The following is a 20,194-nucleotide window of genomic DNA, read 5'->3' as shown; positions in this document are numbered from 1 at the left end:
GATAAGGTACCTGCGTTTAAGAATAATCCCGCCGATCGGCTGAACTTCGCCTATAGTGTAGAAACGCAAGGTTAAACACATCGCTAGAACAATGGCTTATTGAATTTCAGTTGAATTAGGGAGAATACAATGCGCGTGATTTTGCATGGGTTGTTGATGGCGTTGCTGCTTGGGGCTTGTTCGCAGGTCTGGGCCGACTGGAAACTGGATAATCCCCGCTCGAACGTGAATTTTTTATCGGTCAAAAATGATTCGGTGATTGAGCCTCATTTTTTCCGTAATTTAAGTGGTTCGGTGGCGGACGACGGAACCGTGAAGGTGGTGATCGATCTGTCCAGTATCGACAGCCAGATCTCCATCCGGGATGAACGGATGAAAAAGGAGCTTTTTCAAGTTGAGGGTTTTCCGCTCGCAACCCTGACGGCGAAGGTTGATCCGGCACTGCTGGCATCCATGGCGCCGGGAAAAACACAGTCCCTCGAGACGGCGTTTACACTGGATCTGCATGGCCAAACCCAGACGCTTAAGGCACAATTACAGGCCACCGGCCTGGAAAATGGTGGTTTGCTGGTGACGACGACCTGGCCGGTGCTGCTTAGCTCGCAGCCTTTCGGGTTGGATAAGGGGATCGCGGTGCTGCAAAATATTGCCAAACTGAATTCGATTTTATTGAGTGTCCCGGTGAATGCGCAGTTGGTGTTCGTGAAGTTGTGAACATCAGTATTCAGTTCAGATAATTGATTGTATTTGTTTATAAAGCCGGCATTTGCCGGCTTTATTTATTGGGTGGGAGCGGTTACTCTATTTCCCGCACAGAGGCGCCAGCTGAAACCGGACCCGGACCCGGAATGACGGTATCGGGAACCGCACGGATCAGCGATGGACAACAAGGTATAGGTCAGAAGGAACAAGGATGAAGACAGTCAGCTTTCAGCAAACCCAAATTGCTCCCGGTAAAATTGTATGTATTGGTCGCAACTATGTGGCGCATGTTCATGAGTTAGGGAATGAAATGCCGGACGAGATGGTGATTTTTAATAAGCCCAACTCGGCGATTTCCGAGACGCTGTCTGCGACACACGGTGGCGCAATCCTGCATTATGAAGGTGAGATTGTCTACCTCTACCAGCAAGGGCGCTTTGTCGCAGCGGCGTTTGGCCTCGACCTGACCAAGCGGGAGGTTCAGAGTGTACTGAAAGCCAAATCACTTCCCTGGGAGCGCAGTAAAGCGTTTGATGGCGCAGCCGTGTTCAGTGATTTTGTTCCGTTACCCGAAGGTGATGGCTTGCTGGGCTTAACGCTGGAGATTGACGGGGAACAGGTACAGCAGGGGGATACTTCCCTGATGATGTATAAGCCGGAGCAAATCCTCGCCGAAATCCAGAGCTTCATGCAGCTGGATGATGGCGATATCGTGATGACCGGTACGCCGGCGGGCGTCGGCGAGGTTCGCCCGGGTGCCGTATTTACCGGCGCGCTGGTGCTCGATGGCCAACCATTGGTGCGTCATCAATGGCAAGCGCAACCCTGAGCGGAGCGATCTTGGTACGTGTTGGCTTGAATCAGCCTGGGAAATCAGCGATTCTGTGCAGGCTAGCGAGGAGAGCACCATGTTTCAGAAAGAACATTTAATCAAACTGGCCAATGTCAGAATGCCGTTCGGCAAATACAGTGGCCGGGTGTTGATTGATTTGCCGGAAGAGTACTTGTTGTGGTTCCAGAAAAAAGGCTTTCCGGAAGGCGAGTTAGGCATGTTGATGGCGCTGGCCCTGGAGTTTAAGATTGAAGGGCTCGAATCGGTGATTCGACCGCTCAAGCGGGAAGACTAATCCGATAAAATGAAACGGGGAAGCCTTGGCTTCCCCGTTTTGTTTTCTCTCGATGGGCTGAGGCAAGTTGCCTTAATTGCTCAGGTAAGCATAGCCTGTGGTGAAAGCGGCTTCCTGGAACTGACGCAGGCCGGTGGCACGGAAGTCAATGGCCAGCGGGTTACGTTTCAGCTTTTGTTTGATTTCACTACTGGTGATGAAATCCACCTCAATGCCATCAATCAACTGAATTGCAGCTTCCAGTTTGAAGCCCACCGCACTCCCGGCAAACTTACCGCGGGTTTCACGTGTACGGATGACGACATGGGAAATCTGGTAATCTTCCAGCAGTTTCTTGAATGCGAACTGGAAGTCTTTCATCTGCATGTTGTCGAGCGAATCTTGCATGATGAATTTTTGCGTCCGGCACTCAGGTAGGTCAAACATGCCATTTGATTTTGACAGCAGACAAATGACGGCTTCATTGCTTCTCAGCTCAACAGCACAAATTTTCATATCAACACCTAAATATCTTGTTAGCGGCGTATTGTAGGCGATACCTTGGCTGGTGTCAGTCTTTTGTCTTGCTTTATCAAGCTTCCTTTCGTCCACGTGTAACGGGTTTGTCCGTTTTTCAGGGGGCGCGAATAATGCAAGAGTTAGAGTGTTGTTTTTCAAGGATAGTTCTACAGTTATAGATAAGAAGGATAGGAACGTTCGAAGGAGTACACTTATGCATCTGAAATTACCGCCGCCGCTACTGATGTTGATTGCACTGGGGACGATGTATTGGTTGTCTGAACATATGCCGTTGTGGCGACTTTCATTTTGGGGCCAATCGGCCGTCATTCTCCTGCTGTGCCTGAGCGGGACTATGGTTGGGCTGGCCGGTGTGGTGTCATTTGCCAAAGCCCGGACAACGGTGGACCCCCATCGGCCGAGAAAAACATCCACTTTGGTCACCCGCGGGATTTATCGTTTCTCGCGCAATCCGATGTATCTGGGATTGCTCCTGTTGTTGGTTGCCGCTTTTTTTTACTTCTCGGCCCTGTCCGGGATGGTCGTCATTCCTTTGTTTGTTTTGTATATGAATAATTTTCAGATTCGGCCGGAGGAAGGCGTACTTGAGCATTTGTTCGGCGATGAGTACCGGCGTTATTGTCAGCAGGTGCGGCGCTGGTGTTAATGCTTACGCTGATGCTTACGCTGACGCAAACACCGGGTTCAGTTGCCGGTTTTGCCTGTCACTGACAAGCGGTTAACACGCAATCGTGGAAAAACGTGCGCCGGGCGTGAGGGCTGTCATCTGGCGGATCTGGTCCAGCCGGATGGACGTTCGTTGTGTCGGTGAAATTTCGAGCAACAACCATTCTGATTTATCCGGGGTGATTTGCGTGTCGAGACACCGCCCCTCAATGATGTCCGAATCGGCAAGCGCTAACCTGACCTGATAATGGAACAGGCAGGCCATTTCAAAATAATCGTACAGGCTGCAATCAATCGGTTGGTAAGGGTGCGTCATCTGTCTCTCTTCCTGAATGTAGAGTCATTTCATCATCGTTGATTTGCCCCGCTCTGGCCAGTATTAACCGGCCAGGGTCTGGGGCTGGAGATACTGTTGCCAAGCCGCCTGATATAACTGACCGGAGGTTTGGCGTAGCCGGGCAATGTTCGCCTGTTCCAGATCTGTTAACGGGCGATCGGCTTCGAGCCCCCGTCGTTCGATCTCCTGGATCTGCTCGTATAGCTGGTGTTCCGGGCCGCTTTTGACCTCAGCGATTGCAGCGAGGTGGAGCTGCACCTCAGCAATGAGCTGGCTTTGCGGCAGGCGAACCAGCACGTTGAGGTCACGGTAGCCGGATGGCGCGGGATGTTTAAAGCGGTTTTTGACCGAAACAATCGTCAGTTCCTGACCGAGCAGCGCGTAAGCATGGACGAGATCCGGGACATTGTCAGCAATGAGTGAGCCACGTGCCAGATCCGTGATCCGGCTGCTGTCGCCTTTTAAGTCTGTCGCGATTTTAGCTTGGGCCCGGTGGGCCGATTTGAGATTTCCCATCAGGGGCTCAGTGGTAGACTGCCCGCTGATGCGGCTCAGGACGGTATCGAGCTCTTGCTGCGCGGCATGGGCTGCGTGATAGAGCGGTGGAAAGGTTTGATAGGGTTGTCGGATCTCGGCAGCTTTCCAGCTGTCGATACTGTAAAGGCCACTCAGGCTTTGCTGGAAAACCTGTTTGTTGAACAGACTCCGATCAGAGGCCGTTTCCAGTTCCGGCTCTGTAAAGCGCTGCTGTGCTGCGACCAGCGTATTGGGACTGAGTAAACACAGCAGAAGAAAACCGGTACGGAACAAGGTTTTGGCATCCATAAAAACAACTCCATTGGCTGACGTTGCAGCAGGTACGTAAAAATGAGCGGTTGAATCCTGGCGGATTCAAAAAATGTCGTTTGGCGTACCGAATTGTTTGGGTGCGTTCCCGGTTAAACTGTTATTTGCTGTCTACTCAATATGTATTGAGCATAGCAAGTGAAACTGAACGGCAGATGAACGTGGTCGGGATAAGCAGGCAGCTCAGCCCACAGGGAAAGACGTGGGCTGAGGGGTCGGGTTAAGCGGCGGAGCGCTCGGGTCGCAGGTAGTGATGCCATGCGGTTTGGTACAGGGTTTGTGCCTGACGGCGTAAATCCGTTAGTTGCTGGCGCTCCAGTGGTGTTAAGGTGCGCTGGGCTTGCTCGGCTTGGCGTTCAATCCCCTGAATCGTCTCGTAAATGCCATGTTCAGGGCCGTTTTTGATGGCTGAAATCGTTTCGAGGTGGAGCTGAACTTCGGCGATGAGTTGTGACTCGGGCAGCCGAATCAGCAATTTTAAATCGCGGTATCCCGAGGACGCCGGTTGCTTGAAGCGGTTTTTCACTTCCACAATCTCAGCTTCCTGATTGAACAGCTCGAACGTTTGAACAATGCTGCCAATGTCACGGGCGACAATGGAGCCGCGTGCCAGGTCGGTCAGTTGATCGCACTGGCCGTTGAGCTCTGTGTCGATTTTATACCGGGCCCGTTCAATCGACTTCAGATCGGGGATCACGGGACGGGTTTGCGTTGTCAGGCTGACACGGTGGATTAGGGCTTCCAGCTCCTGCTGGGCGAGTGCCGCTGCGGTGTAAAGGCTGTTGAAGTCACGGTGGGGCTGGGCAAGGGTTGGGGCTCGGTAACTGGGAATGGCATACAGGCCACTGAGTGAGCGCTGAAAACAGGCTTTCGATCCTCGGGTCGGAGAGGGGTGTTCAATATCCGGGCGATGGTAGTCGGGCAGGGTCGCTGAAGCGATGGGGCTGCGGCCCAGGACAAACATAAGAACAACGCATGTTCTGATGATGGATTTTGCAACCATTGATGCTCCTTTTGTTACCACCAGGGTCAAGTGGTTCAGACGGTGAATTTCGTGTCGCAAATTGCTTCACATAAATCACGATGTTCCGCCGGAACACCTGTCTGCACGCTTAAGATATCGGTCCGGCTGGCTGCTTTTCAAGACTTGCGCTGAACAATCCGTGACCGCTCAGTTCCAGGTTGTGAACCGTATCTCAGATTACGGGTGAGAAGGGCTTCGTCTCTGCGTTGTTATGAAAAACTTCAAAATGGTGGCATCTTGCGATGGGTCAATGCGCCGTTTGAGCGTGGGCATGGACATGGGATGGGATGGCTTTCTGGCAGTTTCTGACAGGAGAATGCTACACTGGCGCCGTTTGAAGGTTTGATGTGGATTGAAATTGTGCAACAGGAACTTATTGTTACATTCGCTTTGATTTGGCTTGGGCTGTCCGCCGGCAGTTTCATGCTGTTCCAACGGGGGGACGACGCCGTTCGCAAGCGTCGGTTGTGGCCCGCGTACACCATTTTTAGCAACGTGGTGATCGGTGGGCTTCTAATTTATCTGCAGCCGCCGACACCGATGCTGGTGGGGTTGCTGGCTTTTATGGTGCCTTTAACCTGGCTGACAATTCGCGCAACAAAATTCTGCAACCGCTGCGCGAGGGCAACTCGGACGCCGTTCTTCCTGAAACCGGCGTCAAAATGCTCCCACTGTCAGCACCCATTCTGATTGTGTGAACGGATGGGAGGGCCTGCCATTCAGATGAGCGCAAGGATTCGCAGTGATGTTGGCGAGGTGGCCTCGCCGATATGAGTTTGCCGAGGTGACCCTGGCGATGAAACTTAGCTTTTGGTCGCTAAGGCTTCTCCGGTAAAATTAATCCCCTGCCACCCGTACTTCATAAAGTTACGAATATTCAGGTGATCCTGTCCTTCTGGGTTTTGCAGGACATCCTGGCGATAAAACTGGCCGAAACAGGCCAGCGTTTCGGCCTCAGACAGTTGATGTAAATGGGCAAACGCAAAAATACGACAGGAACCTTCGTTACTGCCGGCAGGGTTGACCAACGTTTCTTTGCCCAGCCCGTTGCTGAAGGTGGTCGGGGTGTAATGGTAGTGGGTGTCGATGGTCTGAATGACCTGCTCAAAGCCTATTTGCTCAGGGCTATGTTTGAGGTGATGTAGTAGCACTTCCATGGCATGCTTTCTCCGTTGTTCGTGAGGTGATAGACCCAAACAACCTCAAAGTGCGGTGTCCTGCAAGAATTGTTTGGTCGCAGTCGCGGCGGTGATTCACCACGATACTGCCTTTCTTTCGTAGACCGCGTCTATCATAAACCGCGTCCCTGACCATCGACAGCAATGAAGACCGATGGCGTGAAATTGCCCGGTAGCCAAAAGGGCGGAAACCGCCCTTGCTCCGGACTGTCGTCGTGCGAGGATTTCGGTGTTACCGCTGACCTTGCTTACGCGCTTGTTGCTTCAACTCAAAATCCAGCTCATCCGGGTAGACAACCAGCCCGTCTTCTTCCTGATTCGGGAAAATCACAATGGCCAGCTCATCGTCTTCCAGGCCGACAGTCCAGCGACTGTGCCATTTATTCAGGGAAATGGCTTCGGCTTTACAATTTTCCCACTCACCGGTCGCCCAGGCTTCAGCAAATTCCTGATGCGGCCAGACCGGTACACAGTCTTCGTCTTCGGTGTTTAACATGACACAGCCATGCTCATCGGTAAGGATCCAGATTTGTCGATTCGCCACGACTTCTTTGACCAGGTATTTATAGCGTTGCTCGGCATCAAACGCCTGGATTTCTGCGATCCGGGAAGCATCAAGTGGGTTGGACATGTCTTCATTCCTGTTACTGCTATTGTAAGCGCTATAGCATAGAGGAAAATTAGACTTTAGTCATTGAAAGGTAGCCCCCGGCAGGTGCGCCGGGGGAGCTCGGATTATTTGAGGGTATAAGGGACGCGGACCGACAGCTGAAAGTCAGGGGCATCGGCGGTCAGGCCGGCGGTGGCGCCGATATTGATGGTGGTGTCCCGATCGACGGCATAGTTTGCCCCGAATGACAGGGAATCCAGCTGCAACAGTTTGGCATCGGTAGCCGTTGAGCCGTTCACTTTCGATTTAAGAATGGTTTTATGGCTCAGCCCGATACTGAATGAGAACTTAGGGTTGACCGCAAACCCCATCCCGGCGCTGAAACCTATGGTGTCGCCCAAATCGATGGTGTCGACCCGGATATCCTGTGCGTTTTCGCCGTCTTCATCGGCAACGGTGATATCAACTTCCACATCATCTTTAATATTCCAGATATAGCTGAAGTTCATGAAGATCACGGCCGGATCAATCGGCATGATCATCGAGATCCCCGGTTCAATACTGGGGAAACCTGAGCCGGTTGGCAGCTCTTCAAAGTCATTGAGGTTGTTCACCGGAACATCATAGGGGGATTTCCCTGTGGTACTTTTAAAGCGCAAACTCCCGATCCAGTACGGCGCTTCACGCATGTTGATTTGGTATTTGAAAGCTGCCTCAATATCCCCCAGATCACTGCCGTCGACGGTGCGTAAGGCTGCTTGATTTGATCCGCTGTTCAGGTCTCGTTCTGAGATAGAATCGGAGCGGTAGACCCAGGGGATCCGGGCTTCGACTTCCAGCCGGTTGGTGATGCCGTAACGTCCGGACAGACCCAGAGTGAGTGTGGTCCGGTCAATATCACTGGCACGGATCAAACCAATGATCAGTGAAGGGAGGACGGTGTACCCGACAACAGACACTGAATTGGATGAGTTTTGGGTGTAAGACAAAGAGGTATCCAAGACGAAGGAACCTTTGGGGGTGAGGACACCCGGTTGCTCCAGGATATCGGCGACGGTTTGGACGCGCTTTGGCTTCTCATTATTTTTGGGTGCGGTCGACTCTTCTGCTGCAACCGAGACAGAGAAGAAAGCAAGCAGCACGATCAGACTTTTTAACTTGAAAATACTCACAATTCCCTCACTTACCTCACAGAGGCAGACCCCAAAATAGTATTGATAAAGTGATGTAACCTGATGATTCACCAGCATTGATGAATCAAGGCTTTCTTTAAAACTATTATGATTTTAATGCCGGAATAGAGGTGGCTTGTTCATAAGAAAATCCTAGCTTATCTGAGAAAGTCATGTTAGCTGAGAATTTAAAATTCTTGTCTTGCGAATGAGAGTGTCATGCTTTTTCATGACGGTCATAACTTTTGAGAAATTGTCTTAGAAATAAAAATATATCATTGTATCAGAGACATTTATCGTAACCGGAGCGTTAGAATGTAAAGTGATTGATGAGGGCAATTTTATACGGAAATAGCAATGGATTTATTAAAAATAATACAAAAGTGCGAGTGGTCAAAACTATGATTAAGTTATCTCGCGGTACAACGCGGGTGATTATAAAAAAGAACAACTCAACATATTTGGAGTAGGATCATGCGTAAAACACATATCGCACTTTTAGTAGCAGTTGTTAGTTCACCGCTTGCCCTGGCGAATGACCCATATGGTCATGACTATGACCCATATTCAACATCAGGCAGTTCAGGTTACGACAATGGTTATCATGATGATGATCATGATGTTACAGTCACTGATTCATTCAATAAAGATATCGATAAAAAACTGACGGTATCCCATGAGAAAAATGTGACGGTTAAAGACAGTTATAACAGCGATGATGATACGATGAAGCTGTATAACGTCAATAATAAAAATATCTATGAATTTACTGACAACAGTAAATGGGATATGAGCAAAAACATCAAAATTGATATTGATGAGAAGTACTACATGGCCACTTCCTACATGGATGGCTCAGTCACCTACAGTGATGTGACTTATGGTGGTGCATGCTGTAATCAAGGTGGTTGGGGTCATTATGGCGGTGGTGATGCAGATCCTTCTTCACTACAAGTTACACACAGTAACTCAATGCAAGATGCTTACACCGGTGCGTCAGGGATTAATATTGCAGGTCAAAACGCAGGGAACAACTCTTTGGTTCAACAAAGTGCCAGTACCAATGCAATGTTAACCAGTCAATAACACATAGCTGAGGGCTGAATTTCAGCCCTCAGGAGGAAGTCATGAAATATTTAACGCTGATTGCACTGGCTTTCATCTCGGGTGGAGCAATTGCTGATGAGTTGGATATTCTAGCAAATTCTGATTCCTTGAGTGAAGACGTACTGACCATGTCTCGCGGCGGTCAATACGAATTACAAATCGATAATATTCACGCAAGTTCAGATATGTATGGCGATGTTGCAGGTAATGGGGCATATAACAATATTACCGGAGACAATATTATTGCTGAGGGAACCTTTAGTAATACTTCCGGTATTGTTAGTGTGGTCCAAAACACTGGTAACAATGTGTTAATTCAAAATGCGACCGTGGTTAACCTGACATTGAAGTAAATTGTTAGTCTATCTATGCTGACATATGAAAATATGTCAGCGACCAAAAACCTATTGGGATATACATTGGGTTTCGCAGGACAATATAACAATACTTCTGTTGTCGTATGCCAATTTGAATCACAGAGTTGATTTACAGGCATTACTATAACAAAGCGCGGATATTATAAATAAAAGCATATATTATTTGGAGTAAGATCATGCGTAAATGTAATCTTATGCTAGTTGCAGCACTCGTGGCTTCCCCGCTGGCTTTAGCTGACGGGTATGATAGCGGCTACGGCTATGATCATCATGATGGTGATATCACTATTGAGGGTAGCGGGAATCTCTCAGTATACAAAAGTGCAGAATTTTCAAAAACAAAAAATATATATAAAAGTAACGTCGGTAACACGGATGATGACAAATTAATTTTGAAAGATGTCGGCAATTACTACCGAAACACCAAGGAGATTAATAAAGAAGTGGATGCATCCTTTACCAAAAAAATATCGAAGGATATGGAAAAGTATCTGGCTGAGTCCAAGCTCTATGGTGATGTGATGGATGCCAGTGTCACTTATGGCGGTGCATGCTGTAAGGGAAGCCCAACGAATGTTGTGGTTGACCATGAAAACACCATGTACCGTGCATTCGGCGACGCGTCTGGTATCAGCATGGCTGGTCAGAACGTAGGTAATAACTCAATGGTTCAACAAACAACCAGCACAAATGCAGCATTGGTTGGCTCAGGTGGGGGCGTAGTGAGTCCGGACAACGGCAACTACTAACCAGGATGAAGGGCCGTTTACGGCCCTTTATTCCCATCTGCTGGAAAACTGGACCATGCATAAAAGTCTTTCAGCGTTGAGTCGGTACACAGAGAAAAACTTCGGTAGTGATTATGAAAAGAGCAGTTATATTGACGATAGGCCTGTTAGCAAGCAGTAGTCTTTATGCGCTTGATTATTTTCCAAGCCGGGGCGCGTATAATATAAATGTGAAAAGTTATCAGGAGAAATTATTCGGCGATGTTTATCGTCAGCAATATGATTTCAGCTGTGGCTCAGCTGCAGTTGCTTCATTGGTAACTTATCACTATGGCCGGGATACACAGGAAAATACTGTTTTTGAATTCATGTTCAAAAATGGCAATAAGGAAAAAATTGAAAAGCAAGGCTTCTCAATGTTGGATATGAGAAACTACCTGGTTTCAATTGGATTGGATGCGAATGGGTATAATCTCCCTTTAGAGAAATTCGGGGAACTACAAATTCCAGCAATAACCATTGTCAATTTTGATGGCTATATGCACTTTGTCGTCATTAAAGGTATGAACAGCCGCCAGGTTATTCTGGGTGATCCGTCGCGTGGTACCATGGTTATGCCAATTAAAGATTTTAAGAAATATTATAAAGGCGCAGTGCTATTGGTAAAAAGTCATGTACAGCAAGGAAGAGAGAGCTTCATAACGGATGAAAATTATAATATCTACACGCCGTCGCCTTCGTCTGAAGCGATCGCGAGAGATTCACTTGCAACCTTTAGTATTACACTACCGGGAGCAAACGATTATTAGAGGCTAGTATGAAAAAGTTAACTCGTATTTTCGTTGCATCAGCAATAGGAGGGGCTGCTGTTGTTGCGCAGGCATCCGTCAACTTTATGACCGTGGATGATCTGGGGCTGACGTCCCTTAGCGATAGCGAGATGGCTTCTATGCGCGGTGGGTTTGTTTCTATCAACGACAGCATAATCAATATCGGCCTGTCGATTACAACAGCGATCAATGGTGAAAAGGTGTTGTCGACCCATATCGCCGATTTTACGATTAACAATGGGATGCTGGTCAGTCCAACCGGCGATAAATCGGTGCCGCTGGATAACCCACTCAGGCACATTCGGGTTGAGAATAATGAGATCAAGTATTCAACCATTGATTCCGAAGCATCCGGCTTTGTCATCCAGAACTTTGATGACGGGACACAAATCAGCACCGAGACCATCATGGATATTGAGGCGGATATGAACGGATACATTAAGCAAACTATTTATGAAAATCGGTTGAATAATGCGCTGCTGTTCAGCCGCCACTAAGGAAAATTCGATATTAAACTAAACACATAGTTAATTTTTATTGTTTGATGAGGTACAGTGTACGCACTGTACCTTTTTTGTTGTTACCAAACATTTTCCATGCATTTCTGTATAATTTTGTTACTGGTTTTTCGAATCATAACTGATTGATCTGAAAAAGTAATGTATCTTTCTCATCATGACTAATCCCTTTTAGAGACTATTCTTACATCTGATACCCTGCAAGCTCGTCGTTTATTGCCTATATTTTTAAGACATCAATAATAATATGTACATTGAAAGAAGGTGACTTCTATGGTGGCTCAATGTCAAAATAAAACAATAAATGGTCGACTGGTTGCAATTGGTTGCAATTATGAACCTTGGATTGCGCTTTTGGAACAATCAGGTTGGAAAACTCATTGTTGTTATGACTTACGGACGGCTGATTCAATCCTGGAAGAATTCAGTCCTTGTATATGTATTGTAGATTTGAGCAATAATGATTTTAGCTTGAATAGCATTTCTTTAAGGGCAAATAAAACGAAGCAGGTCAAATGGATTGCGATCATTAAAAAAGAACAGTTGAAAACGGATGCTATCTGTCAGTTCATCAATAACTTCTGTGTTGATTATTTTTCGGTACCGATCCCAGGCAGTCATTTGCTGGATACTGTTGGTCATCAGCTGGGGATGCTGGAAATTGAATCCAGCTCCTGGGTCGAAGTGACCTCTCAGCATGATATGGGGCTGTTTGGTGAGTCAAAATCAATCAAGCAGTTACGAGATATGGTGCGTCGCGTCGCAATGACGGAAGTGAACGTTTTCCTGACCGGGGAAAACGGGACCGGAAAAGAGCTGATTGCGAAGTCCATTCATAGCTTGTCGAAACGGAGAAATGCCCCCTTTATTACTGTCAATTGTGGCTCCCTGACCAAGGAAGATGACAAAGCCTCATTCCTGGACGGCTCTTATGTTCAGGAAGATGGTTCCCATTTCAATGGCACGATTTTACTGGATAATGTTGAAGAGCTTACAAAAGAGTTACAGGACGAATTGCTGTCTTTCCTCCAGACCCCGGCGGGAGATTCGCTGGAAGATGACTCATCTGCGGATGTGCGTATTATTGCCTCATCCAGCGCTGATTTGGAAGCCGCGGTGGCCAATGGCGAGTTCAGCAAAGAGCTGTATTATCGTCTGAACGTTTTTCACATCAAAGTGCCAACCTTGCGGGAACGTGGTTCAGATATTTTCTTGCTCGCAGAAACCTTCCTGACCAAGTTTGCTCGTGAGTACAGTACGATGGCGTCCAGTTTTTCTGAAGACTCCAAGCAGTTACTGCTGCGATATAGCTGGCCGGGCAACGTGCGTGAACTGATCAATCAAGTGAAGCGCGCTGCGTTACTGGCTGAAGGCAACGAAGTTCGGGCAGAGCATTTTGATCTGCCGAGCAAGGCAAATCTCAAGCAGAGTCTGAGAAATATTAAAGATGAAGCTGAAAAAGATGTGTTGGTTGCCGTGCTCGAAACACACCGGGGGCAGGTTGCATCCGCTGCGAAGGACCTTGGCGTCTCTCGGGCGACTATGTATCGCTTGTTGAACAAGCATAATATCGTGCCCGATGTCAGGCACTATAACAACGGCTATGTGCGTGAATAGCGCGATAAAAAAAGTCCGGCATGCCGGACTTTTTTTATATCAACTTTAGCCCAGAATGATGATGTCATTGGCAAATTCTTCATCTTGCTCTTCGGCAAGATAAAGCAAATCAGGTTGCTCAACCATGAGCTCGTCTTCGGTTGGCGCAACAAACGTATATTGGTTTAAAGCGTCCATAGCTTTCCTGTTGATGTAGCAGTTGTTGATGTAAGCAGCCAGGCTGCGTGATGTCATATCTATAGAGCCAACATTAATGAGATGAAATGACAATTCGATGAAAGAGAGAGCAAGATCTCATGACAGGCCTTCAATTGGTGGTTCTTTGTTCAATTTTTGGCGGCATTCTTTCGCGAAAAACTCGACAGTTGACTGACGAAATGTGTTGACATCTGATGCCAATATTAAGCGTTGCAACAATTTTTGGCTCCGCGTCAAAATCATCGGCTGTTCTCTGAGCGGCCATTGAAGAACCATGATTCAGATCAAGGTATGTTGTGGCAAGTTATCGCCTAATACCCAACATCTTGTATCTTCTTGTTATCGAAATACTACATTTTGTGTTTTTGGTGACAGTGTCATGTGAGGAGCTCCCTGTGAAACCTGTTGTGATTAAGCGTGATGGATGCCGTGTCCCCTTTGATACCAGGCGTATCAAGGAGGCGGTCCTAAGCGCTGCTGAGTCAGTCGAAACCATGGATGAATCGTATGCGGCCTCGGTTGCCGACGGCGTGTTGTCTCAGTTTATGTCCGCAGGTGAGGTCGATATTCATGCCATCCAGTCGGCAGTTGAAAATCATCTGATGGTTGGCCCTTATAAGGAAGTTGCCCGGGCATATATTGAATACCGTCATGATCGAGATTTGGCCCGGGAGAAAACCAGCCGGCTCAATGCTGAAATCCGTGGTCTGATCGAGCAGAGCAATGCCGCCTTGCTCAATGAAAATGCCAATAAAGACAGCAAAGTGATCCCGACGCAGCGGGATCTGCTGGCCGGTATCGTCGCCAAGCATTATGCCAAGCAGCACATTTTGCCGAGGGATATCGTTCAGGCACACGAGCAGGGGGATATTCACTACCACGATCTGGATTACTCACCTTTCTTCCCAATGTTCAACTGCATGCTTATCGACCTGGATGGCATGTTGACCCATGGTTTTAAAATGGGGAACGCAGAGATTGACACGCCTAAGTCGATCTCCACGGCGACGGCAGTCACTGCGCAAATCATCGCTCAGGTTGCCAGCCATATCTATGGCGGCACCACCATCAACCGTATTGATGAAGTGCTCGCACCGTATGTGGCGATCAGCTATCAGAAGCATCTGCAAATTGCCCGGGAATGGGACATTACCGAGCCGGAAGCATTTGCCCGCGCCCGGACGGAAAAAGAATCCTTCGACGCATTCCAGTCGCTGGAATACGAGGTCAATACGCTGCATACCGCCAACGGACAGACACCGTTTGTCACTTTCGGGTTTGGCCTCGGCACCTCATGGGAATCCAGATTGATCCAGCAATCAATTCTGAAAAACCGGATTGCAGGCTTGGGGAAAAACCGCAAAACGGCTGTGTTCCCCAAATTGGTGTTTGCCATCCGTGAGGGTCTCAACCACCGCCCGGGCGAGCCGAACTATGACATGAAGCAGCTGGCGCTGGAGTGTGCCTCGAAGCGGATGTACCCGGATATTCTGAACTACGACAAAGTGGTGGAAGTCACCGGCTCGTTCAAAACTCCGATGGGATGTCGCAGCTTCCTGGATGCCTTTGAAGCGCAAGGGGAGCTGGTTCATGAAGGCCGCAACAACCTGGGGGTGGTCAGCCTCAACTTGCCGCGCATTGCTATTCTGGCGGAGGGAGATGAAACGCGCTTCTATCGTCTGCTCGATGAGCGTCTGGCTTTAGCGCGTCGGGCACTGGAAACGCGGATCAGCCGGTTGGAAGGGGTAAAAGCGCGGGTGGCCCCGATCCTCTATATGGAAGGTGCATGCGGGGTACGGCTGAAACCAGATGATAACGTGGCCGAGATCTTCAAACATGGGCGCGCTTCCATTTCGTTGGGCTATATCGGGCTTCATGAGACCATCAATGCCTTGTATGGCACCGACACCCATGTGTATGACAGCGAGCCGCTGCGGGAGAAGGCGTTGGCGATTGTACGGCACCTGAAAGCCGCGGTCCTGCGCTGGAAGGAAGATACGGGGTATGGGTTCAGCCTCTACAGTACGCCAAGTGAAAACCTGTGCAGCCGCTTTTGCGCTATTGATGCGAAAACCTTTGGGGTGATTGACGGCGTAACGGATCGGGGGTACTACACCAACAGTTTCCACCTGGATGTCGAAAAGCAGGTCAATCCGTACGACAAAATCGATTTTGAGATGCCTTATCCGCCAATCACCAGTGGCGGGTTTATCTGCTACGGTGAGTATCCGAACCTTCAGCATAATCTGGAAGCGCTGGAAAATGTCTGGGATTACAGTTACACCCGAGTACCGTATTACGGCACCAACACGCCAATTGACGAGTGTTATGCCTGCGGCTTTACCGGCGAGTTCGAGTGTACCAGTAAAGGGTTTACCTGTCCGAAATGCGGCAATCATGATCCGGCCAGCGTTTCTGTGACCCGCCGGGTGTGCGGCTATCTCGGGAGCCCGGATGCGCGTCCGTTTAATTTCGGCAAACAGGAAGAGGTGAAGCGCCGGGTGAAGCATCTTTAAAGCCTTTCGGCGATAAGATGCTCCGGTGCTGATTAAAACGATCCAGCATGTCTTATCCGGCGGCCCTGTAGTATGGAGTCCGCCGATTCAGGAATGTCATGAACTATCACCAATACTATCCTGTCGATGTCGTGAATGGCCCCGGCACCCGCTGTACCTTGTTTGTTTCCGGTTGTGAGCATCAGTGTCGTGGCTGTTATAACCAAAGTACCTGGCGCCCGGACAGTGGTCATTCGTTTACCGAGGATATGGCAGCGCAGATCATCCGCGACTTGAACGATCCCCGGATCCCGAGACGCGGACTGTCACTGTCCGGCGGTGATCCGCTTCACCCGGCGAATGTGGCGGATGTACTGCAGTTGGTCAAACGGGTACGGGAATCGTGTCCGGGCAAAGATATCTGGTTATGGACCGGGTATGTGCTGGCTGAGCTCAATCCGGCTCAGCAGGCGGTTGTTCAATTGGTTGATGTGCTGATTGACGGGAAATACATCCAGGCTGAACGTGATCCGTCACTGACCTGGCGGGGGAGCGCCAATCAGGTGATTCATTATTTCAACACGAATGATGTGAGATGTTAATCCACTGTAAAATCTTGTGGGTGAAACTCAAACTTATCCACTGTTTCTGTGTATAAGTATGGGAAAATCAGGTGTATGAATAACTTGGCGACGGCTGCCGCTCCACGACTTCCATCTGTCGGCAAGTTAGGGTACATTCGCAGCCTTTGAGAATTGCAGCGGGAGGCGGTATGTCGCGCACTATTATTTACACCTATAAGAACCAAGAGAAAGAGTTGGTTTTCACCTACGATCATTACCGGACAATCCATGAAGCTGTCGCTGCAGCAGAAGGCATTGATCTCACAGAATTTCTGCGGATGGAGCAACAAGTCGAAGCGGTGTCTTCGAATACCAAAGCGGTGCGAGACTTCCGCGATAGCCATTTCCGGAAATTGGGCTTTGGGAAAATCACGCTGGCGAAGAAAATCAATCGTGGTATTGGCGAAAAGTAAGGCCAACCTTCCGGAGTGATAACCGTTTCAAGCAGAGCAGGGCTGACGTGATGTCAGCCCTGTTTTTTTTGTGCGGCAAGTATGCCGCGATAGATCAGATAGCCTCCCAAGCCAGCCAGCAGGTGCTTGATACTGTGCCCGCTGATGAACTCGCCAGTTCGGTGAAATAGCTCGGCATCATTGGATTCAGCCCATTTCGCCAGCAAATAGGCCAGCAGTGCTGACAGGTAATAGAGACTTGAACTGGATGGGGGATTGCGATTTGGCCCGGAAGCGGCATTGTGGGTTGGCGGTGTCCGGAACAGCCAGAGGATAAGTGGCAGGTGAATGATGGGGACCAGTTGGACCAGGATATAAGCCGATAGATCGCCCCGTCCCGTCTCTAACTCACTGAGATACCAATAGCCGACGGCAGCAACGCTATAGAGAACCAAAGGCAGAAATAGGCGTGCCAGAGCCGGGGAAACATAGCGTGCCAACACCATGCAGTAGAACGCTATAAAGGCAATGCAAATCCCCAGCCGATCGAGCGCCAGCCGCCATGGGTCGGGTGCCAGATGGTAGAAAGCAGAAGCAAAAAAAGCCGTGATAAGGCCGAGATAGAAGGCGATAGACAAGGTTCGGGAGTCGGGGGTTAAGGCTGTGGCGCTGAATCGGGAGGGGGACTGCCGAAGCTGAGCGAGGCCCAGTATGCCCACCCACAGGAAAGGGAGGTTGGTCACGACATTGGCAAAATTCGCAATACCGAGCCATGGGCGCTGATCAGCATACTGATAAAAATAGCGACTCTGGGTGATTGGCGCAAAATAAACAAGAAGGCCTGCCAGAACAATGACAATCCCCCAGAGAAACAGGAGACGAGCAGATCTCGACCAGGATGCCATCTCAGGGACCGGCTGAGCTGGAGGGAAAGGAACATTCTTCTTTCATAATGTTGAATCCGGCATGGAAGCAAGCGCGCCATGCCTCCTCGACGGCGGGTGAATATTGCGGGTCGCATTGGCTGACCGTGCGTAACAGGCAATCAAACCAGACGTCAAAGTCCTCCGCGCTGACCCCGATAGCGGCATGTCGCTTCCCGAAGTAGCGAACGGAGTCCCGGGCCTGTTCAGATGACGGAGCCAGCAAAATAATCGCAATCGAGGCTTTGAGCATCCGGATCTGTCCAGCCATGTCAACACCCTTGAACATGAGTTGAAACCGGTTGTCTTTGCGGCAGAACTGGTCGTAGAAAATGTCGAAGAACTGTGAATTCTCATTACAGCGAGTATAGCTGTTATTGAATTGTTCATGCATATCCATCGGCCTCTCCCTGTACTGTCGGCGGCACTGTGTCTGTTTTCTAGGATATGTGTTTACGCGCGTATTAGGCAACTGAATCTGAATGAAATCGTGCAAAGAGAAGGGGGGGGCTGGGTTGAGAGCACCAGAATGTTGTCTGGATCAAGATTAACGCTTCATGGCAATTACCGTATGAACCAGCCAGGCGCGTTTTTTACCGGTCAATTGGGCCGAGTATTCACGCTTTTCTTTCCAGGACACCATATAAAAATTCGTAAACAGCTGTTCCAGCTCAGGACGCGTCAGGGTCAGCACAGGCAGTTTCTCGTTGCTGTCCTGCTCATCTTCACCAAGAAAATGACCACAAAAAATGCCGCCGCTGTAAAGGTTTTGCTCGATTTTAGGCCACAGTTGGCGAAATTCCTCGCGGGAGTTGAAAAACAGGCAGGCACTGGCATTGATCAAGTGCGCCCGCGGAAATCGATATTCGGCAAAGCTGCTTTGCTGGACATCAAGCTGCGGGGCGGCGGCGGCCAACGGGTGTTCAGAAAGAACCTGCAGGCTGTTCAAATCGATATCAAAGGCGTACACCTGATAGCCTTGCTCAATTAAGAACAAGGTATCGCGTCCGGTGCCGCAACCACAGTCCACCGCGACACGATCATTGGCAAAATGGCCAAGAAACTGGTGCGCTTCCATCAGATGACTTCGGGGCGGTAACAGTTTGGGGTTATTCAGGCAATTCAGCCAGTCTACAGTTGCCATGGAGGTGCCTCATTGAACTCAGATCGCCCAGGTTCACAAATTATAACGACAGCGACGTGTCATAATTACTTAATTATTAGAATATAGATGAAAGGATATGATCTGACAGCTTGTCTCCCGAAAGTCCAGAAGTGGGCAGGGCATCGGGGATCGCAGGTTTAATGCAACAACACTTGGTGTTTGGTAAGATACTGGTCTGATTGCCTGTTGTGACTGAAACACCGCGGGCCAAAGTGAAGAGAGAATAAAATGACAAAGCTAACTGCAGATATTCAAGCGAACTGTGATCTGTTTGTAACCGAAACCAAAGACGCACAGGTTGTATGGGGACTGTGTAATGAAGAAGGTGACTGGCTGTCTGTTGCATCCAGTGAGTTTGAAGATTCTGAAGTCATGCCGTTTTGGTCGAATGAAGCAGATGCCAAGCTGCATTGCACCGAAGAGTGGGCAGAATTTACCGCCACGATGATCCCGCTGGATGTGTTCGTGGAAGACTGGATGATCACCTTGGCTGAAGATGGTGTGCTGGTCGGAATGAACTGGAACGATCAGCTGGAAGGTGCGGAAAAAGAACCAAGCGACGTTGCCAAGCTGTACCTGTAATTCGCGCGCTACAGGCTGGACAAGTCGCTTCGGCCTGCTGAAGACGTGACATTACCGCATGAAGCCGTATCCAAGGATACGGCTTTTGTTTTTCCGTCGGGTAAACCTCGCCAGTTTATTATTAATAAGGTTATTAGCTATATTTAGAAAGAGTCATCGGCTTGTGGAGGTTGATATGGTGCTTTCTGAATGTCGGCAAATGATGGCTGAGCATAACTTTGTGCAGGCGCGCTTGATCCACGACTTTTTAAGTGCGGGTTGGAGTGTCCATTTTAGAGATGCGGAGGGGAATGACTACCCGTTAACAGACACTTACGGGATCCCATGTAGCTTCGACTCACTCAAGCAGGCGGAGGACATGGTGCATCAGGTCGGGGATTGCCCGATCAATATCGATAGTCTGTTCCGCTTTGCTGAACGGTAGATCAAAAGGAGTGAACCCTGATACGAAGCGTGAG

At 49.1% G+C, this 20,194-nt stretch carries 27 protein-coding genes; 16 read left to right on the top strand and 11 right to left on the bottom strand.

Annotated features, from left to right (window positions below):
* Window positions 1-129: 129 nt before the first annotated feature.
* The 3 genes from NH461_RS20245 (at window position 130) to NH461_RS20235 (ending at window position 1,829) form a co-directional block, all read left to right on the top strand.
* Window positions 130-714: a YceI family protein gene (locus tag NH461_RS20245; RefSeq protein ID WP_261604401.1), complete on the top strand. Its 585-nt coding sequence runs from the start codon at window positions 130-132 to the stop codon at window positions 712-714.
* Window positions 715-913: 199 nt separating this feature from the next.
* Window positions 914-1,531, top strand: a complete 618-nt coding sequence (locus NH461_RS20240; RefSeq protein ID WP_261604400.1) for a fumarylacetoacetate hydrolase family protein — start codon at window positions 914-916, stop codon at window positions 1,529-1,531.
* Window positions 1,532-1,610: 79 nt separating this feature from the next.
* Window positions 1,611-1,829: a DUF3820 family protein gene (locus NH461_RS20235; protein WP_261604399.1), complete on the top strand. Its 219-nt coding sequence runs from the start codon at window positions 1,611-1,613 to the stop codon at window positions 1,827-1,829.
* Between the two features lie 72 nt (window positions 1,830-1,901).
* On the opposite strand, the gene NH461_RS20230 is transcribed toward NH461_RS20235, so the two are convergent.
* On the bottom strand, window positions 1,902-2,324 hold the full coding sequence (locus NH461_RS20230; RefSeq protein ID WP_261604595.1) for a DUF3010 family protein: 423 nt from the start codon (window positions 2,322-2,324) through the stop codon (window positions 1,902-1,904).
* 217 nt (window positions 2,325-2,541) lie between these two features.
* Between NH461_RS20230 and NH461_RS20225 the strand changes: the two genes are divergently transcribed.
* Window positions 2,542-2,994, top strand: coding sequence for a methyltransferase family protein (locus tag NH461_RS20225; protein WP_261604398.1), 453 nt, complete (start codon window positions 2,542-2,544; stop codon window positions 2,992-2,994).
* A 72-nt stretch (window positions 2,995-3,066) separates the two neighbouring features.
* Here NH461_RS20225 and NH461_RS20220 read toward each other — a convergent pair whose 3' ends face one another.
* The 3 genes from NH461_RS20220 to NH461_RS20210 all read right to left on the bottom strand — a co-directional run bounded on the left by NH461_RS20220 (window position 3,067) and on the right by NH461_RS20210 (window position 5,200).
* Window positions 3,067-3,330 (bottom strand): Rho-binding antiterminator, encoded by a 264-nt coding sequence (locus tag NH461_RS20220; protein WP_261604397.1) that lies wholly within the window; start codon window positions 3,328-3,330, stop codon window positions 3,067-3,069.
* 63 nt (window positions 3,331-3,393) lie between these two features.
* A complete protein-coding gene (locus NH461_RS20215; RefSeq protein ID WP_261604396.1) occupies window positions 3,394-4,176 on the bottom strand; it encodes a RelA/SpoT domain-containing protein in 783 nt (260 codons plus the stop codon).
* Window positions 4,177-4,417: 241 nt separating this feature from the next.
* Window positions 4,418-5,200, bottom strand: coding sequence for a phosphoribosylglycinamide formyltransferase (locus NH461_RS20210; RefSeq protein WP_261604395.1), 783 nt, complete (start codon window positions 5,198-5,200; stop codon window positions 4,418-4,420).
* Between the two features lie 366 nt (window positions 5,201-5,566).
* Here NH461_RS20210 and NH461_RS20205 point away from each other — a divergent pair, with 366 nt between their 5' ends.
* On the top strand, window positions 5,567-5,911 hold the full coding sequence (locus tag NH461_RS20205) for a hypothetical protein (RefSeq protein WP_261604394.1): 345 nt from the start codon (window positions 5,567-5,569) through the stop codon (window positions 5,909-5,911).
* 113 nt (window positions 5,912-6,024) lie between these two features.
* Here the strand turns inward: NH461_RS20205 and NH461_RS20200 are convergent, their stop codons facing one another.
* The 3 genes from NH461_RS20200 to NH461_RS20190 all read right to left on the bottom strand — a co-directional run bounded on the left by NH461_RS20200 (window position 6,025) and on the right by NH461_RS20190 (window position 8,175).
* On the bottom strand, window positions 6,025-6,378 hold the full coding sequence (locus NH461_RS20200; RefSeq protein WP_261604393.1) for a HopJ type III effector protein: 354 nt from the start codon (window positions 6,376-6,378) through the stop codon (window positions 6,025-6,027).
* 253 nt (window positions 6,379-6,631) lie between these two features.
* Entirely contained in the window at window positions 6,632-7,030 is a 399-nt protein-coding gene (locus NH461_RS20195; RefSeq protein WP_261604392.1) for a DUF2750 domain-containing protein, read from the bottom strand.
* A gap of 104 nt (window positions 7,031-7,134) precedes the next feature.
* Window positions 7,135-8,175, bottom strand: a complete 1,041-nt coding sequence (locus NH461_RS20190; RefSeq protein WP_410000142.1) for a transporter — start codon at window positions 8,173-8,175, stop codon at window positions 7,135-7,137.
* A gap of 480 nt (window positions 8,176-8,655) precedes the next feature.
* Here NH461_RS20190 and NH461_RS20185 point away from each other — a divergent pair, with 480 nt between their 5' ends.
* The 6 genes from NH461_RS20185 to NH461_RS20160 all read left to right on the top strand — a co-directional run bounded on the left by NH461_RS20185 (window position 8,656) and on the right by NH461_RS20160 (window position 13,358).
* The gene (locus tag NH461_RS20185; RefSeq protein ID WP_261604390.1) at window positions 8,656-9,267 is read left to right on the top strand and encodes a hypothetical protein; all 612 of its coding nucleotides are present in this window, start codon (window positions 8,656-8,658) and stop codon (window positions 9,265-9,267) included.
* Between the two features lie 41 nt (window positions 9,268-9,308).
* Complete coding sequence (locus NH461_RS20180; protein WP_261604389.1) at window positions 9,309-9,641, top strand: carbon storage regulator; 333 nt, start codon at window positions 9,309-9,311, stop codon at window positions 9,639-9,641.
* Between the two features lie 218 nt (window positions 9,642-9,859).
* A complete protein-coding gene (locus NH461_RS20175) occupies window positions 9,860-10,414 on the top strand; it encodes a hypothetical protein (RefSeq protein WP_261604388.1) in 555 nt (184 codons plus the stop codon).
* Window positions 10,415-10,527: 113 nt separating this feature from the next.
* On the top strand, window positions 10,528-11,202 hold the full coding sequence (locus NH461_RS20170) for a C39 family peptidase (RefSeq protein WP_261604387.1): 675 nt from the start codon (window positions 10,528-10,530) through the stop codon (window positions 11,200-11,202).
* A gap of 8 nt (window positions 11,203-11,210) precedes the next feature.
* Window positions 11,211-11,720 (top strand): hypothetical protein, encoded by a 510-nt coding sequence (locus tag NH461_RS20165; RefSeq protein ID WP_261604386.1) that lies wholly within the window; start codon window positions 11,211-11,213, stop codon window positions 11,718-11,720.
* Window positions 11,721-12,014: 294 nt separating this feature from the next.
* A complete protein-coding gene (locus tag NH461_RS20160) occupies window positions 12,015-13,358 on the top strand; it encodes a sigma-54-dependent transcriptional regulator (protein ID WP_261604385.1) in 1,344 nt (447 codons plus the stop codon).
* A 45-nt stretch (window positions 13,359-13,403) separates the two neighbouring features.
* Here NH461_RS20160 and NH461_RS20155 read toward each other — a convergent pair whose 3' ends face one another.
* On the bottom strand, window positions 13,404-13,535 hold the full coding sequence (locus NH461_RS20155; protein ID WP_261604384.1) for a hypothetical protein: 132 nt from the start codon (window positions 13,533-13,535) through the stop codon (window positions 13,404-13,406).
* A 416-nt stretch (window positions 13,536-13,951) separates the two neighbouring features.
* On the opposite strand from NH461_RS20155, the gene nrdD reads away from it, so the two are divergent.
* The 3 genes from nrdD (at window position 13,952) to NH461_RS20140 (ending at window position 17,087) form a co-directional block, all read left to right on the top strand.
* Entirely contained in the window at window positions 13,952-16,072 is a 2,121-nt protein-coding gene (nrdD, locus tag NH461_RS20150; protein WP_261604383.1) for an anaerobic ribonucleoside-triphosphate reductase, read from the top strand.
* A 98-nt stretch (window positions 16,073-16,170) separates the two neighbouring features.
* Complete coding sequence (gene nrdG / locus NH461_RS20145) at window positions 16,171-16,653, top strand: anaerobic ribonucleoside-triphosphate reductase-activating protein (RefSeq protein ID WP_261604382.1); 483 nt, start codon at window positions 16,171-16,173, stop codon at window positions 16,651-16,653.
* Window positions 16,654-16,823: 170 nt separating this feature from the next.
* Window positions 16,824-17,087 (top strand): DUF2960 domain-containing protein, encoded by a 264-nt coding sequence (locus NH461_RS20140; protein WP_261604381.1) that lies wholly within the window; start codon window positions 16,824-16,826, stop codon window positions 17,085-17,087.
* Window positions 17,088-17,140: 53 nt separating this feature from the next.
* Here the strand turns inward: NH461_RS20140 and NH461_RS20135 are convergent, their stop codons facing one another.
* The 3 genes from NH461_RS20135 to NH461_RS20125 all read right to left on the bottom strand — a co-directional run bounded on the left by NH461_RS20135 (window position 17,141) and on the right by NH461_RS20125 (window position 19,133).
* Window positions 17,141-17,971, bottom strand: a complete 831-nt coding sequence (locus tag NH461_RS20135; protein WP_261604380.1) for a ceramidase domain-containing protein — start codon at window positions 17,969-17,971, stop codon at window positions 17,141-17,143.
* 1 nt (window position 17,972) lies between these two features.
* Window positions 17,973-18,389 carry a globin gene (locus NH461_RS20130; RefSeq protein ID WP_261604379.1) on the bottom strand — a complete coding sequence of 139 codons (417 nt, stop codon included), beginning with the start codon at window positions 18,387-18,389 and terminating at the stop codon, window positions 17,973-17,975.
* A 147-nt stretch (window positions 18,390-18,536) separates the two neighbouring features.
* A complete protein-coding gene (locus NH461_RS20125) occupies window positions 18,537-19,133 on the bottom strand; it encodes a class I SAM-dependent methyltransferase (RefSeq protein ID WP_261604378.1) in 597 nt (198 codons plus the stop codon).
* 249 nt (window positions 19,134-19,382) lie between these two features.
* Between NH461_RS20125 and NH461_RS20120 the strand changes: the two genes are divergently transcribed.
* A complete protein-coding gene (locus NH461_RS20120; protein WP_261604377.1) occupies window positions 19,383-19,736 on the top strand; it encodes a DUF2750 domain-containing protein in 354 nt (117 codons plus the stop codon).
* 175 nt (window positions 19,737-19,911) lie between these two features.
* On the top strand, window positions 19,912-20,160 hold the full coding sequence (locus NH461_RS20115) for a hypothetical protein (RefSeq protein WP_261604376.1): 249 nt from the start codon (window positions 19,912-19,914) through the stop codon (window positions 20,158-20,160).
* The last annotated feature ends 34 nt before the right edge of the window (window positions 20,161-20,194 follow it).

The sequence above is a fragment of the Photobacterium sp. TY1-4 genome, assembly GCF_025398175.1.
Taxonomy (GTDB): domain Bacteria; phylum Pseudomonadota; class Gammaproteobacteria; order Enterobacterales; family Vibrionaceae; genus Photobacterium.
This window is presented reverse-complemented; position numbering and strand designations above follow the sequence as displayed.

Coding starts and splice junctions, on each gene's coding strand:
- NH461_RS20225 (WP_261604398.1), top strand. CDS start 2,542: ATGCATCTGAAATTACCGCCGCCGCTACTGATGTTGATTGCACTGGGG.
- NH461_RS20185 (WP_261604390.1), top strand. CDS start 8,656: ATGCGTAAAACACATATCGCACTTTTAGTAGCAGTTGTTAGTTCACCG.
- NH461_RS20230 (WP_261604595.1), bottom strand. CDS start 2,324: ATGAAAATTTGTGCTGTTGAGCTGAGAAGCAATGAAGCCGTCATTTGT.
- NH461_RS20175 (WP_261604388.1), top strand. CDS start 9,860: ATGCTAGTTGCAGCACTCGTGGCTTCCCCGCTGGCTTTAGCTGACGGG.
- NH461_RS20155 (WP_261604384.1), bottom strand. CDS start 13,535: ATGGACGCTTTAAACCAATATACGTTTGTTGCGCCAACCGAAGACGAG.
- NH461_RS20200 (WP_261604393.1), bottom strand. CDS start 6,378: ATGGAAGTGCTACTACATCACCTCAAACATAGCCCTGAGCAAATAGGC.
- NH461_RS20125 (WP_261604378.1), bottom strand. CDS start 19,133: ATGGCAACTGTAGACTGGCTGAATTGCCTGAATAACCCCAAACTGTTA.
- NH461_RS20205 (WP_261604394.1), top strand. CDS start 5,567: ATGTGGATTGAAATTGTGCAACAGGAACTTATTGTTACATTCGCTTTG.
- NH461_RS20220 (WP_261604397.1), bottom strand. CDS start 3,330: ATGACGCACCCTTACCAACCGATTGATTGCAGCCTGTACGATTATTTT.
- NH461_RS20245 (WP_261604401.1), top strand. CDS start 130: ATGCGCGTGATTTTGCATGGGTTGTTGATGGCGTTGCTGCTTGGGGCT.
- NH461_RS20195 (WP_261604392.1), bottom strand. CDS start 7,030: ATGTCCAACCCACTTGATGCTTCCCGGATCGCAGAAATCCAGGCGTTT.
- NH461_RS20165 (WP_261604386.1), top strand. CDS start 11,211: ATGAAAAAGTTAACTCGTATTTTCGTTGCATCAGCAATAGGAGGGGCT.
- NH461_RS20120 (WP_261604377.1), top strand. CDS start 19,383: ATGACAAAGCTAACTGCAGATATTCAAGCGAACTGTGATCTGTTTGTA.
- NH461_RS20160 (WP_261604385.1), top strand. CDS start 12,015: ATGGTGGCTCAATGTCAAAATAAAACAATAAATGGTCGACTGGTTGCA.
- NH461_RS20210 (WP_261604395.1), bottom strand. CDS start 5,200: ATGGTTGCAAAATCCATCATCAGAACATGCGTTGTTCTTATGTTTGTC.
- NH461_RS20140 (WP_261604381.1), top strand. CDS start 16,824: ATGTCGCGCACTATTATTTACACCTATAAGAACCAAGAGAAAGAGTTG.
- NH461_RS20215 (WP_261604396.1), bottom strand. CDS start 4,176: ATGGATGCCAAAACCTTGTTCCGTACCGGTTTTCTTCTGCTGTGTTTA.
- NH461_RS20115 (WP_261604376.1), top strand. CDS start 19,912: ATGGTGCTTTCTGAATGTCGGCAAATGATGGCTGAGCATAACTTTGTG.
- nrdG (WP_261604382.1), top strand. CDS start 16,171: ATGAACTATCACCAATACTATCCTGTCGATGTCGTGAATGGCCCCGGC.
- NH461_RS20235 (WP_261604399.1), top strand. CDS start 1,611: ATGTTTCAGAAAGAACATTTAATCAAACTGGCCAATGTCAGAATGCCG.
- NH461_RS20130 (WP_261604379.1), bottom strand. CDS start 18,389: ATGGATATGCATGAACAATTCAATAACAGCTATACTCGCTGTAATGAG.
- NH461_RS20180 (WP_261604389.1), top strand. CDS start 9,309: ATGAAATATTTAACGCTGATTGCACTGGCTTTCATCTCGGGTGGAGCA.
- NH461_RS20135 (WP_261604380.1), bottom strand. CDS start 17,971: ATGGCATCCTGGTCGAGATCTGCTCGTCTCCTGTTTCTCTGGGGGATT.
- NH461_RS20240 (WP_261604400.1), top strand. CDS start 914: ATGAAGACAGTCAGCTTTCAGCAAACCCAAATTGCTCCCGGTAAAATT.
- NH461_RS20170 (WP_261604387.1), top strand. CDS start 10,528: ATGAAAAGAGCAGTTATATTGACGATAGGCCTGTTAGCAAGCAGTAGT.